Origin of the sequence: Tessaracoccus rhinocerotis (assembly GCF_007197885.1) — a bacterium.
GTDB classification, from domain to species: Bacteria; Actinomycetota; Actinomycetes; order Propionibacteriales; family Propionibacteriaceae; genus Arachnia; species Arachnia rhinocerotis.
On the sequence record NZ_VKKG01000001.1, the window covers coordinates 332,031 to 344,221 of the forward strand.

A 12,191-nucleotide genomic window follows, 5' to 3' on the forward strand; every position below is an offset into this window, starting at 1 on the left:
GGCACCGGCGGTGCGTGACCTGGACCCATTCTCTCACAGACGACGCCATACCCGCGCATCCCACCCCCTCCAAGCCACCGGCGTTGACAATCGGATCCTCTTAGTTTTAGGCTTCGTTAAGTCCTAAACAAAGAGGTTTCCCAAGTGTCCACAGCATCGTCCCAGTCCGACGTCAACCGGTCGGCCGTGCTCGCGCAGATCGGGGCCAACGGTCCTGCATCCCGCGCAGAACTGGCGCGGCTGATCGGCGTGTCACCTGCACTGGTGACCCAGATCACCAAGCAACTGCTGGCTGACGGGCTCATCGTCGAACTCGAGTTCACCCCGTCGAACGGCGGGCGGCCGGCGCGCCAGTTGGGTCTGGCCGCCGATGCAGGGCACGCCATCGGCGTGAAGGTCGCTCCTGACCACGCCACCTTCGTGGAGGTGGGGATCGACGGCTCGGTGGTCCGCTCGGCCACGGAACCGTTCGACACCGCCGCACTGACGGCCGTCGCCACGCTGGCCGGGATGCTGCGAGGGTTCATCGACGGCGGCGGCGACCGTCCACTGCTTGGCCTCGGCGTCGGCCTTCCCGCGGACGTCGACGACCAGAGCCTCGGCAACGTCAACTCCACCCAGCTGGGGTGGAGCCGTGCGCCGCTGGGCAACGTGCTGCGCCAGGAGCTGGAGCTGCCCGTCCTTGTGGAGAACAACGTGAACGCTCTCGCCATGGCCGAGATGTTGCACGGCCAGGCCCGCGGTCACGAGGACGTCCTGGTGGTGACCATCGGAACCGGCATCGGAGCCGGGATCATCGCCGACGGCGTCATCGTGCGGGGCCACGGCGGCGGAGCGGGCGAGATCGGCCACTTCCCCGTCGACCGGGAGGGACCGCAGTGCCAGTGCGGGGCCCGCGGCTGCCTGGAGGCCTTCATCGGGCAGGACGCCCTGGTCCGGCGCGCCAAGGAGCAGGGCACCATCCCCGCAAGCGGCACCATCACCACGCTGCGCACCCAGGCCGATGCCGGCGATGCAGCGAGCGTGGCGATGTTCGCTGAGGCGGGGGGCATGCTGGGGCGCGTGGTCGCCGGCGTGGCCAACGTCCTCGACCCCGAGATCCTGATCCTCCTCGGTGAGGGCATCGAGGCCTGGGCACACTGGCGGGACGCGTTCGACGAGGCCTTCCGGTCCGCCCTGATGCCCCGCAAGCGCGGCCTTGAGGTGGCCGTCGAGACCTGGCAGGACGACCGCTGGGCACAGGGTGCCGCCAGCCTCGTCCTGGCCACCCCGTTCGACGCCGCCGGCCTGGCCGGTGAGCAGGGTCGGCTCGTGCGCGAACGCCTCACAGGCTCCGGCGGCGCTGGCAGGGGCGGGCGATGAGCGTCACCGACCAGCCCCGACGTCGCATCCCGGGTCGGGCGGGCAGGCGCCTGCGGTACGCGCTGGTGGTGCTCGCGTTCCTGCTCCCCAGCGCGGTTCCCATGGCGATGTTCACCATCTACCCGATGTTCGGGGCGCTCTGGGTGAGCCTGCACAAGTGGAACCTCCTGTCGCCCATGGAGTGGGTCGGGCTCGGCAACTACGCAAAGCTGCTGCAGGACCCGGACACCCTCAACGCCTTCGGCAACACCTTCTATTACATCCTCGGCTACCTGCCGCTGGTGTACGTCGGAGGCCTCGCGCTGGCGCTCGCGCTCAACCAGGCGCTGCCCCTGCGGGGACTCCTGCGGAGCGTCTACTTCCTGCCGGTGGTGACCAGCTGGATCGTGGTGGCCCTGATCTGGCGGTGGCTGCTGAACCCCGAGGTCGGGATCGTCAACGCCGCGCTCGGCCTGTTCGGAATCGACGGGCCCGGCTGGTGGACCGATCCCACCTGGGCGATGCCGTCGATCATCCTCGCCTCCGCCTGGAAGGACCTGGGCTTCGTCATGATCATCCTGCTCGCCGGGTTGCAGGCCATCCCGCAGGACCTCTACGAGGCCGCGACGGTGGACGGGGCCGGCTGGTGGCGACGCCTGTTCAACATCACGCTGCCGATGCTCACGCCGTCGACGTTCTTCGTGATCGTGATCTCCCTGATCAACGGATTCCAAGTCTTCGACCAGGTCTACGCCATGACCGGCGGCGGCCCGGCGGGTGCCAGCACCGTGGTGGTGCAGCAGATCTACGACCTCACGTTCCGCTACTCCCGCGCAGGCGAGGCCGCCGCGCTTTCGTGGTTGCTGTTCGTGCTGGTGCTCGTCGTCACCATCATCCAGATCCGCGGCCAGAAGCGGTGGGTCAACTATGCGTAGGAGGCGAACCAACCCCCTGCTGCTCCTGGTGGTGGTCCTGGGCGCGGCGGTGATGTTCTTCCCGTTCCTGTGGACCGTGATCACGTCGGTCTCCCCCGGCGCCGGCCTGTCCGCCACCCCCTCGCTGCCGGAGAACCCGTCCATGGCGGCCTACGCCGAGCTGTTCGAGAACACCCCGTTCGCGAGGGTGATCGCGAACTCGGTGGGCCTGGCCGTCGCGCAGACGCTGCTGCAGCTGCTGACCAGCTCACTGGCCGCCTACGCATTCAGTCGGCTGCAGTTCCCCGGCCGCGGTGTGGTGTTCGCGATCTACCTGGCCACGATGATGGTCCCCATCCAGGTGCTCATCGTGCCGCTGTTCGTGCAGATGCGCGACCTCGGCCTGGTGGACACCTACCTCGGCGTCCTGCTGCCCGGCATCGCCAGCGCGTTCGGCGTCTTCCTGCTGCGGCAGGCCATGAACCAGGTGCCGCGTGAGCTGGACGAGGCCGCGACACTCGACGGCGCCGGCCACTTCCGGATCTTCAGCACCATCGTGCTGCCGCTGGTCGGCCCGACGCTGGCCACGCTGACCGTGTTCTCGTTCATGAGCAGCTGGAACAGCTTCCTGTGGCCGCTGATCATCCTCCGCTCGGAGGAACTCAAGACCCTCCCACTCGCGCTCGCAGGCCTCCAGGGCCAGTACACGACGCAGTGGGACGTGATGATGGCCGGCTCCGTCGTGTCCATCATCCCGATGCTCGCCATCTACGTGTTCGCCCAGAAGTACGTCATCCAGGGCGTCGCGAGTTCGGGCATCAAATGAAGCAACCACCGATCCGGTCCACCGGGTATCGAAGGAGATACGACATGTCCACCAAGAACTGGCTCAGGGCCGGCCTTGCCGCGTTCCTCGCCCTCACCGTCGCGGGCTGCTCCGGCAGCGCCGAGCCCGAGGACACCACCGGGGCCACCGACCCCGCTGCACCCACCACCGCCGCCGTCGACCCCGGCACCGGCGGCGACGAGGTGACCATCAGCTACACCAACTTCATCTCCAACGGCGGCAACGAGGAGAACCTCGCCACGATCGTCGACGCCTTCGAGGAGGCGAACCCCGGCATCACCGTGGACGTCACCACGCTGCCCTACGCCGACTACTTCACCGCCCTCCAGACCGACCTCGCCGGCGGCACCGTCTCCGACGTCTTCGACATCGAGTACGGCAACTACGCGGCTTACCAGGCCAACGGGGTCCTAGCCCCGCTCGAGGGCGTCGACACCAGCGTCTACCAGGCCAGCCTGGCCGACGCGTACGCCACCGACGGCACCTCGTACGCGCTGCCGAGCTCGTTCTCCACCGTCGTGCTGTTCTACAACGCGGACCTCTTCGACGCCGCCGGGGTCGAACACCCCACCGCCGAGTGGACCTGGGCCGACGAGCAGGCCGCTGCAGAGCAGCTCACCGACGAGGCGGCCGGGGTCTGGGGCGACTACCAGCCCATCAGCTTCCACGAGTACTACAAGACCGTGGCGCAGGCCGGTGGCGAGTTCCTCAACTCCGACGGCAGCGCAGCCGCATTCAACACCCCGGAGGGCATCGCCGCGGCGGAGTGGCTCGTCAGCAAGAGCGGGACCACGATGCCGACGGCCGAGCAGGGCGCCGGGACCCCGGACTTCGACACCAACCTGTTCACCGAGGGCAAGCTCGCCATGTGGCACACCGGCATCTGGATGTTCGGCGCCGCCGCGGACGTGGACTTCGCGTGGGACATCGCCGTCGAGCCGAGCGACGCCGAGCAGGCCAGCGCCATGTTCTCCAACGCCGTGGCCGTCTCCGCCGGCTCTGAACACCCAGAGGCCGCCCAGGCCTTCGCCGAATTCCTCACCAGCTCCGACGAGATGGTCGACGTCCGCCTCGCCAGCGGGTGGGAACTGCCGCCGATCAGCGACGAGGCCAAGCTCGACGCCTACCTCGAGCAGGACGCCCCCGCCAACCGGCAGGCCGTCTTCGACTCCCTCGACGGCGTCGCCCTGGCCCCGTCCATCGGGGACGCCCAGGCCGAGATGCAGGACATCGTCACCGAGGAGCTGACCGAGGCCGCCGCCGGACGCAAGTCCGTCGCGGACGCCGTCGCCTCGGCCGAGGAACGCGTCAACGCGCTGCTCGGCTGACCCACACCCACCTCGTGGGGCGGGCTCCGGCCCGCCCCACCCCACCAGGAGGACCTGTCCATGGTTTCCAACACGGCTGATCTCGACGCGCTGCTCGCGCACTCCCGGGAACTGATCGTCTCCCTGCAGGACGAGGGTGGCGCCTACCCGGCGAGCCCCACCTTCTCGGCCTACAAGGGCTACTGCTGGTTCCGCGACGGGGCGTTCATCGCCGACGGCGTCTCCTCGTCCGGGGAGGTGGCTTCCGCCACCGCCTTCTTCGAGTGGTGCGCCATGGTGCTGGACAAGCACCGGGACCGGATCCGTGCGGTCGTCGCCGCGGCAGCCGCGGGGACGCCCCTGTCGGGCGACCAGATGCTCCCGGCCCGCTACACCTTCACCGGCGAGCTGGGTGAGGACTACTGGTGGGACTTCCAGCTCGACGGCTACGGCACCTGGCTGTGGGCCCTGGTGGAGCACTGCGAACGGCACGGCATCGACGTCTCGCCCTGGCGGGACGCGGCGGAACTGACGGTGGACTACCTGGTCAGCTCGTGGGACCGCCCCTGCTTCGACTGGTGGGAGGAGAACAGCGCCCACGTGCACGTCTCCACGCTCGGTTGCATCGCGGCGGGTCTGTCGGCGGCCGTGGACGCGGGACTGGTCGACGGCGATCGTGCGGCCCGGGCAAGCGAGACGCGCACCCGGATCGATCGCGTGCTGGCCGACGAGGGCACCGTTGACGGGCACCTGACGAAGTGGCTGGGGAACCCCGCCCTCGACGGCAGCCTCAGCGCACTGGTCGCGCCGCTGCGCGTCCTCGACGCGGACTCGCCGGTGGCCATTGGCACCCTCACCGCGGTCGAACGTGAGCTCGCCGTCGACGGCGGCGTGCACCGCTTCCGGGCCGACACCTTCTACGGCGGGGGCCGTTGGCCTCTGCTGACCTGCTTCCTCGGCCTGGCGCAGCTCGCGGTCGGCGACCGCGAGGCCGCCCGCCGGGCCCTGGACTGGGCCGCCGCCACCGCCGGCAATGACCTGATGCTCCCCGAACAGGTCGAGGAGCACCTGCTGGACGAGTCGTTCCGCCAGGAGTGGCTCGACCGCTGGGGCACCGTCGCCACCCCCCTGCTGTGGAGCCACGCCATGCTGCTGCGGCTCGCCGTCGAGATCGAGGAGACCCGATGATCCGCCACCGCCCGCTCGGCTCTGGCCACCCCTACTCCGAGGACACCGAGCAGCGCTCCCCCGTCCATCCCGTCGCGGGCCAGCCGCTGCGCCTGGGCGTGCGCACCTCCGGCGACGTGGCCTCGGTGGGACTGGAACTCGAGGTGCGCCTCGCCGGTGACGTCCGGACCGAGCACCACCGGTTGTCACCGGTCCCCCGCTCCTCCCGGGGCCAGGACGTCAGCGGTGGCCACCTCGCCTCCGCGCAGGCGAAGCAGGGACGCTCCGCGGGCGGCTGGGAGGTGGTGCTGCCGGAGGTTCCCGCGGGGGCAAGCCTGCGCTACCGATTCAGCGACGGGACCACCACCACGCGCTGGTTCGAGTGCCGGGTGGCACAGTGGCGCCCCGCGGACCCCGACACGCTCGAAGTGGTCGGGGCCGTCGACGGGATCGTGCCGTCGGACCTTGAGGTGCTCGACGACGGGGAGCGGGCACTGAGGATCAGGTTCGCGCTGCCGCTGGCCCCCGGCGAGCACGTGGCCGGGTTCGGGGAGCGCTTCGACGCCCTCGACCACCGCGGCGCGCACCTGGACTCCGTCGTCTTCGAGCAGTACAAGTCGCAGGGCGCGCACCGGCGCACCTACCTGCCCATGCCCTTCGCCCACGTCGTCGGCGGCGCAGGCTGGGGCTTCCACGTCCGCACGTCGCGGCGCGTCTGGTTCGACGTCGGCGCCTCGGACGGCACGCGGCTGGTCGTGGAGTCCGAACTCGGCGACGGCCAGCTGGAGCTGGCCCTGTACCCGGGGACGCCGACCCAGGTGCTCGACTCATTCCTGGCCGAGGTCGGTCGCCCGAAGCAGATGCCGGACTGGGTGTTCCGCCTGTGGGCCAGCGGCAATGAGTGGAACACCCAGGCCGAGGTCGAGCGACAGATGGCGCTCCATGCCGAGCACGACATCCCCGTCGGGTCGGTCGTGATCGAGGCCTGGAGCGACGAGAGCACCTTCACCGCCTTCCGGGACGCCACCTACGACCTGCGAGCCGACGGTGGGCCCCTGCGGTTGGCGGACTTCCGGTTCCCGGCCGAGGGCGCCTGGCCCGACCCGAAGGCGATGGTGGACGCACTGCACGCTGCCGGGACGAAGGTGCACCTGTGGCAGATCCCTCTGCTGAAGATGCGTCCGCACCCGCAGGGGCAGGCCAGGGCCGACGCCGAGGCTGCCGTCCGCGAGGGCGTCCTGATCCGGGAACAGGGCCCCGACGGCAAGCTCCGGCCCTACCGGAACCGCGGGTGGTGGTTCCCGCTCGCCCTGATGCCCGACCTCACCGACGAGCGTGCTGCCGAGTGGTGGACGGACAAGCGCCGCTACCTGGTCGAGGACCTCGGCATCGACGGCTTCAAGACCGACGGTGGCGAGCACGCCTGGGGTGCCGACCTGCGCTACCTCGACGGCAGCACCGGCGCCGAGTCGAACAACAGGCTCCCGGTCGCCTACGCGGCGGCGTACGGGAAGCTGCTGGAGTCCGCCGGCAAGGCACCCGTCACCTTCAGCCGAGCCGGGTTCACCGGCTCGCAGGCGCACGGCGCGTTCTGGGCCGGCGACGAGAACTCGACCTGGGAGGCGTTCCGCTGGTCGATGCTCGCCGGGCTCTCGGCGGCCGCCTCCGGCATCGTCTACTGGGGCTGGGACGTCGCGGGCTTCTCCGGGCCGGTGCCGGAGCCCGAGCTCTACGTGAGGGCGATGGCGGCGAGTGTCTTCGTGCCGATCATGCAGTACCACTCGGAGTTCAACCACCACCGTCGCCCCGCCAGGGACCGCACCCCGTGGAACGTCGCCGAACTGACGGGGGACGATGCCGTTGTCGGCGAGGTCAGGGAGCTGGTGCACCTACGCGAACGCCTGGTGCCCTACCTGGCGCGCCAGGCCGCCGCGACTGTCGCCACCAGCGCGCCGCTGATGCGGCCACTCTGGTTCGAGCACCCCGAGGACGCGCGTGTGTGGGAGCACGTCCAGTGGTTGCTCGGCGACCTGCTCGTGGCGCCCGTGCTGGAACCGGGCGGCGACTGGCCGGTGTTCCTCCCCGACGGCGACTGGGTCGACGTGTGGACGGGCGCCCGTGTCGTCGGCGGTGGCGTGGTGGCTACCAGCACCCCACGCGCCCGGGTCCCGGTTTTCGCACGGGCGGCGGCCTGGGAGGATCTGGAACAGGTGTTCCACCCGTCGACCCAAGGGCCCTTCCGGCCGGCATCAGTGGTTGAGGAGCTCCTCGAGGAAGGTCCGTCCGCGCTCGCTGCTGGGTGAGTCCAGCACCTGCTCGGGCGGGCCCTGCTCGGCGATGCCGCCGTCGGCCAGGAGGACGATGCGGTCGGCGACGTTGCGCGCGAAGCGCATCTCGTGGGTCACCACCATCATGGTCATGCCCTCGTCGGCGAGGGTGCGCATCACGTCGAGCACCTCACCCACCAGTTCCGGGTCGAGGGCCGAGGTGGGTTCGTCAAAGAGCATGACCGTGGGGTCCATTGCCAGCGCCCGGGCGATCGCCACGCGCTGCTGCTGACCGCCGGACAGGTTGCCCGGGTAGGCCTTCGCCTTGTGCGCCAGTCCGACGCGCTCCAGCAGGGTCTCGCCGCGCTCCCGGGCCTCGTCCGCGCTGCGGCCGAGCACCTCACGCTGGGCCACCATGATGTTCTCCATGACGGTCATGTGCGGGAAGAGGTTGAACTGCTGGAACACCATGCCGATGTGGGCGCGCAGGCGGTTGATGTCCGCCTCCGAGTAGGAAAGGCGCTGCCCGTCCACCTCGATGCGGCCGTCGCTGATGCGCTCCAGCCCGTTGACGCAGCGCAACAGGGTGCTCTTGCCGGCGCCGGAGGGCCCGATGAGGGTGACCACCTCGCCCTGGTGGACGTCGAGATCGATCCCGTCGAGAACCGTCGTCCGGCCGAAGCGTTTGACGATGTTCTCCATGTGGACGATGACCTCTTCGCCCACGGGCGGGTGGGTTGCGTTGTCACTCATGCTGCTGCAGGCCTCCTGTGTGCGCTGAGCCGGTGTTCCAGCCAGCTGACCAGAGCGGTCAGGGCGAGCACGATCACCAGGTAGTAGACCGCCACGACGATGTAGGCCGTCAGTGGCTGGTAGGTGGATGCCGCCATGTTGCGCGACGTCTGGAACAACTCCGTCATGCCGATGAAGGAGACCAGCGAGGAGTCCTTCACTGCGATGATGTACTGGTTGCCCAGCACGGGCAGAGTGGTCCGCAGCGCCAGGGGCGCCTGCACGCGCTTGAGGGTCTTGGCCCGGGACATGCCGAGCGATCGCGCCGCCTCGACCAGGCCCTTCGGGACCGCCTGGAAGCCGGACCTGATGATCTCGGCGATGTAGGCGGAGTTGTGGAAGGCCAGCGCCAGCGCACCCGCCCAGAAGGCGGGGAGCGTGATGATGTAGGCGAGCCCGAAGTAGATGATGAAGATCTGCGTGATCAGCGGCGTGCCCCGGACGATCCCGATGTAGACGGTCGCGATCCACTTCAGGATGCGGACCCGGCTCATGGCCAGGGCGGAGACGAGCGCGCCCCCGACCATGGCCATCAGCAGCGCCGCGGCAGTCAGCCGCAGGGTTACCCAGGACGCCTCGAGGAACAGCGGTGCGTACTCGGCGAACAGCTCGAAGAATCCGTCCACGGCAGTCCTCAGCCGTCGGTCTCGGCGGTGGAGATGTCCTTGCCGAAGTACTTCTCGGAGATCTCCGCGTAGGTGCCGTCCTCCTTGATTGCGGCAAGGGCCTCGTTCAGCGCCTCCTGCAGGGCAGAGTTGCCCTCCTTGACGGCGAAGGCGGGCTCCTCGGTGTACAGCGGGCCGCCGCACTCGACGATGTCGAGACCGGACTCCTGGATCTGGTGCAGGCCGACGTTGCGGTCGGTCATCGCGGCGTCGAGGCGCCCGGTGGCCACGTCCTGCAGCGCGGTGACGTCGGAGGAGAAGGTACGCACCTCGCCCACCCACTCGCCGCCCTCGTCCTCCAGGTAGGTCTGGTAGGTGGTGCCACTGGCGACGCCGATGACGGGCGAGTCCATCTGGGTGATGTCGGTGCACTCGCTGTCGGAAGACACGAAGGCCTGTGCGCCGGAGACGTAGTAGCTGTCGGTGAAGTCGACGGCCTGGTCCCGTTCCTCGGTGGGTGTCATCGAGGCGATCAGCACGTCGTAGCGGTTCGCCTGGACGCCGCCGATGAGCGTGTCGAAGGCTCCGGTCTGGGGGTCGGGCTCGAGGCCGAGCTCTTCGGCGATGGCCACCCCGATGTCGTAGTCGAAGCCGGTGAGCTCGTTGCCTTCGAAGTAGCTGAAGGGCTGGAACTCGCCGCTCATCGCCACCACGAGGGTGCCGTCGTTGATGAGTCCCAGGTCCTGACCGCCGGTGGTCTCCTCGCCACCGTCGCCGGAGCAGGCGGTCAGTGCGAGTGCGGTGGCGCCCACGGCGGCGACGAGTGCGCGGGCACGGCGGCGTGGGTTGAAGGTGTTGAACATGAGGGGCTCCCCTGAAAGTCGGCTTGGATCTCCGCCAACCTAACGAGCACCCCGGATCATCCCCAACCCCTTGACGGATCGCCGGGGATCGTTTATCGCGCGCACGCACGCGCAGTGATCAAAGCGGTGCGTGATCCACCCTGCCTCCCCGGGCAACCCGTCGAGGTCGTTACCGAATCGTTATCTCCGGTGCTGCAAGCCGCGGCGGCGGGTGGGTCAAGGACGCAGTGGATCAGCGACCTCGTTTCCCTCGAGGGGGCCCTGCGCGAGTCGCGTCAACAGCGGCAGACCCTCGGGCACGCGCGGTTCGAGTTGCCGCAGCGCCGAGACCACGTCGTCTGGTCGCACGAGCGGCTGCTGCTGCAACGAGCGCAGGGCGATCACCTCGTCGGAGACGGCCCGAATCGCGACGACGGCACCGCGGACGTCGAAGCTGCGCATGCCGTTCTTCGTCATCCGCTCGACGGTGAGTTCCTCCCGCTCCAGGAAGGCGGCGACGGCCACGGCGAGCACTCCCGGTTCGGCGCCCTGGAGCCGGATCTCCCAGTCGGAAGCGGACAACAGGTCACCGAGGGAGGCCTTGACCGCCTCCGCGGCGTCGAGGACGACGAAGCCCGTCGGCAGTACCTCGTTGAGTGCGGCGACCAGCTTCTGCGGGTCGCAGCGCTCATTGAGGCCGAGCTCGACGTACTCGGCCTCGGAGGCTGCCGACGTGGGCGCCGCGCTGCCGTAGGAGATGCGGGGGTGGGGGGTGAACCCGGACGAGTAGGCCATCGGAACCTCGGCCCGGCGCAGGGCGCGCTCGAGCGCGCGGCCAAAGTCGCGGTGCGAGGTGAAGCGCGCCACTCCCCGCTTCGTATAGCGAAGGCGCAACTTCTGCACCGGGGGCGGCTGCTGGACGGGGGGCTGGCGACTCATCACGGGCGTGAGTGTACGCAAGTCCGCGGTTGCACGGCATCGCCGGGAGCGGACGTCGGAGGGCCTCAACCCCTGACCATTGCGACGATCGCGTCTCGGACCTCCTTCGGGCTCTCGAGGTGTGGCGAGTGGCCCACCCCCTCCAGCAGCAGTTCGGTGACCCGTCCGCCCCGCGCCCGGTAGCCGTCGAGGACGTCGCGGGTCTGCGCCACCATCTCCTGCGCGGGCGCGACGTCGCCGCCCGGCCAGCCGGGGACCACGCCCAGGGCTCCCAGGTGGTTGAGGTCGAAGAAGGACGCGTCGGAGACGATGGCGTCGGCCGTACCGTGGATCCACAGGATGGGCGGCTTGGGCTCGAGGGCAACGATGCCGGAGGTGTTGAAGTACCCGGGTGCCATCGTGTTGAGGAAGCCGTCGGTACCGGCGGCGAAGCCGGGCCAGCTCTGGCTGGGGACGGAGTTGCCGGGTAGTTGCCCGGCTCGGTGGAGGTGGTGAGCATGGACTCCACCCAGAGGTCCTCGAGCTCGCTGCGGTGGCCGGCTGCTACGTAGCTGGACCGGAAGACGCTGCGTGCCGAGGTCGGCGAGTCCGCGGTGGTGTCGCCCGAGCGCAGGCTCGCGATGAAGTCGGGGTTCGCGCCACCACCCCCGGTGCCCGCGTCGTCGTCCGAGAGGCGGGTTCCGTCGCGGCGGGTGCCGCCGAACCCGTAGGGCGAGACCGGCGCCTGCAGGGTGATGCTCTCGACCGGGTGGTCCAGCGCGTACTGCATCACCACTCCCCCGCCCATGGACCAGCCGACCAGGTGGGGCGATCGGATGCCGAGCTCGGCCAGGGTGGCGTGCAGGTCGTCCGAGAAGTCCCGCACCCCGCGCGTGGCGTCCACCGGTAGTCGGTCCGTGCCACCGAAGCCGCGCAGGTCCACGGCGATCACGCGGAGGTCGTCCGGCAGGTCCAACATCAAGGGTTGCCAGAACAGGGACGAGGAGACGTTCCCGTGCACCAGGGCGACCGTGCGCTCCGGCGGGGCCGCTTCGTCGTCGCCGTCCCGCTCGAGGACGTTCACGGTCAGCCGCGGGGTCCGGACCCTGCGCGCGGCGATGCCTTCGAGAGTCGTCATCGGGTCTCCTCCGGACTCAGGTGCGGGGAGCCACGTCGCGCCCCGGTGGCAAG

11 protein-coding genes and 1 pseudogene are annotated in these 12,191 nt (G+C 69.7%); 6 read left to right on the forward strand and 6 right to left on the reverse strand.

Annotated features, from left to right (window positions below):
• Positions 1 to 144: 144 nt before the first annotated feature.
• The 6 genes from FOJ82_RS01605 to FOJ82_RS01630 are packed head-to-tail and all read left to right on the forward strand — an operon-like array spanning position 145 to position 7,879.
• The gene (locus FOJ82_RS01605; protein WP_143936704.1) at positions 145 to 1,362 is read left to right on the forward strand and encodes an ROK family transcriptional regulator; all 1,218 of its coding nucleotides are present in this window, start codon (positions 145 to 147) and stop codon (positions 1,360 to 1,362) included.
• Positions 1,359 to 2,276, forward strand: a complete 918-nt coding sequence (locus FOJ82_RS01610; protein ID WP_143936705.1) for a carbohydrate ABC transporter permease — start codon at positions 1,359 to 1,361, stop codon at positions 2,274 to 2,276. Before FOJ82_RS01605 ends, FOJ82_RS01610 begins: the two co-directional genes overlap by 4 nt.
• Positions 2,269 to 3,081, forward strand: a complete 813-nt coding sequence (locus tag FOJ82_RS01615; protein ID WP_143936706.1) for a carbohydrate ABC transporter permease — start codon at positions 2,269 to 2,271, stop codon at positions 3,079 to 3,081. The genes FOJ82_RS01610 and FOJ82_RS01615 overlap by 8 nt, the downstream gene beginning before the upstream one ends.
• 44 nt (positions 3,082 to 3,125) lie before the next feature.
• Entirely contained in the window at positions 3,126 to 4,430 is a 1,305-nt protein-coding gene (locus FOJ82_RS01620) for an ABC transporter substrate-binding protein (protein ID WP_143936707.1), read from the forward strand.
• A gap of 60 nt (positions 4,431 to 4,490) precedes the next feature.
• Positions 4,491 to 5,597: a glycoside hydrolase family 15 protein gene (locus FOJ82_RS01625; RefSeq protein WP_143936708.1), complete on the forward strand. Its 1,107-nt coding sequence runs from the start codon at positions 4,491 to 4,493 to the stop codon at positions 5,595 to 5,597.
• The gene (locus FOJ82_RS01630) at positions 5,594 to 7,879 is read left to right on the forward strand and encodes a glycoside hydrolase family 31 protein (protein ID WP_143936709.1); all 2,286 of its coding nucleotides are present in this window, start codon (positions 5,594 to 5,596) and stop codon (positions 7,877 to 7,879) included. The genes FOJ82_RS01625 and FOJ82_RS01630 overlap by 4 nt, the downstream gene beginning before the upstream one ends.
• Here FOJ82_RS01630 and FOJ82_RS01635 read toward each other — a convergent pair.
• The 6 genes and pseudogenes from FOJ82_RS01635 to FOJ82_RS16995 form a co-directional block, all read right to left on the reverse strand.
• Positions 7,826 to 8,596: an amino acid ABC transporter ATP-binding protein gene (locus FOJ82_RS01635; protein WP_143936710.1), complete on the reverse strand. Its 771-nt coding sequence runs from the start codon at positions 8,594 to 8,596 to the stop codon at positions 7,826 to 7,828. The genes FOJ82_RS01630 and FOJ82_RS01635 overlap by 54 nt on opposite strands.
• Positions 8,593 to 9,261, reverse strand: a complete 669-nt coding sequence (locus tag FOJ82_RS01640) for an amino acid ABC transporter permease (RefSeq protein WP_221932988.1) — start codon at positions 9,259 to 9,261, stop codon at positions 8,593 to 8,595. The genes FOJ82_RS01635 and FOJ82_RS01640 overlap by 4 nt, the downstream gene beginning before the upstream one ends.
• An 8-nt stretch (positions 9,262 to 9,269) precedes the next feature.
• Complete coding sequence (locus tag FOJ82_RS01645; RefSeq protein ID WP_143936711.1) at positions 9,270 to 10,103, reverse strand: transporter substrate-binding domain-containing protein; 834 nt, start codon at positions 10,101 to 10,103, stop codon at positions 9,270 to 9,272.
• Positions 10,104 to 10,319: 216 nt separating this feature from the next.
• Positions 10,320 to 11,021, reverse strand: a complete 702-nt coding sequence (locus FOJ82_RS01650) for a TIGR03936 family radical SAM-associated protein (protein WP_143936712.1) — start codon at positions 11,019 to 11,021, stop codon at positions 10,320 to 10,322.
• 65 nt (positions 11,022 to 11,086) lie between these two features.
• A complete protein-coding gene (locus FOJ82_RS16405) occupies positions 11,087 to 11,419 on the reverse strand; it encodes a hypothetical protein (RefSeq protein WP_221932989.1) in 333 nt (110 codons plus the stop codon).
• A gap of 281 nt (positions 11,420 to 11,700) precedes the next feature.
• A pseudogene (locus FOJ82_RS16995) lies at positions 11,701 to 12,138 on the reverse strand (alpha/beta fold hydrolase); the annotation flags it as partial.
• Positions 12,139 to 12,191 lie beyond the last annotated feature (53 nt).

Excerpts from the sequence above, each read along its gene's own strand:
- FOJ82_RS01620 (WP_143936707.1), top strand. The coding sequence starts at position 3,126 with ATGTCCACCAAGAACTGGCTCAGGGCCGGCCTTGCCGCGTTCCTCGCC.
- FOJ82_RS01650 (WP_143936712.1), bottom strand. The coding sequence starts at position 11,021 with ATGAGTCGCCAGCCCCCCGTCCAGCAGCCGCCCCCGGTGCAGAAGTTG.
- FOJ82_RS01645 (WP_143936711.1), bottom strand. The coding sequence starts at position 10,103 with ATGTTCAACACCTTCAACCCACGCCGCCGTGCCCGCGCACTCGTCGCC.
- FOJ82_RS01635 (WP_143936710.1), bottom strand. The coding sequence starts at position 8,596 with ATGAGTGACAACGCAACCCACCCGCCCGTGGGCGAAGAGGTCATCGTC.
- FOJ82_RS01625 (WP_143936708.1), top strand. The coding sequence starts at position 4,491 with ATGGTTTCCAACACGGCTGATCTCGACGCGCTGCTCGCGCACTCCCGG.
- FOJ82_RS01610 (WP_143936705.1), top strand. The coding sequence starts at position 1,359 with ATGAGCGTCACCGACCAGCCCCGACGTCGCATCCCGGGTCGGGCGGGC.
- FOJ82_RS16405 (WP_221932989.1), bottom strand. The coding sequence starts at position 11,419 with ATGGCACCCGGGTACTTCAACACCTCCGGCATCGTTGCCCTCGAGCCC.
- FOJ82_RS01630 (WP_143936709.1), top strand. The coding sequence starts at position 5,594 with ATGATCCGCCACCGCCCGCTCGGCTCTGGCCACCCCTACTCCGAGGAC.
- FOJ82_RS01615 (WP_143936706.1), top strand. The coding sequence starts at position 2,269 with ATGCGTAGGAGGCGAACCAACCCCCTGCTGCTCCTGGTGGTGGTCCTG.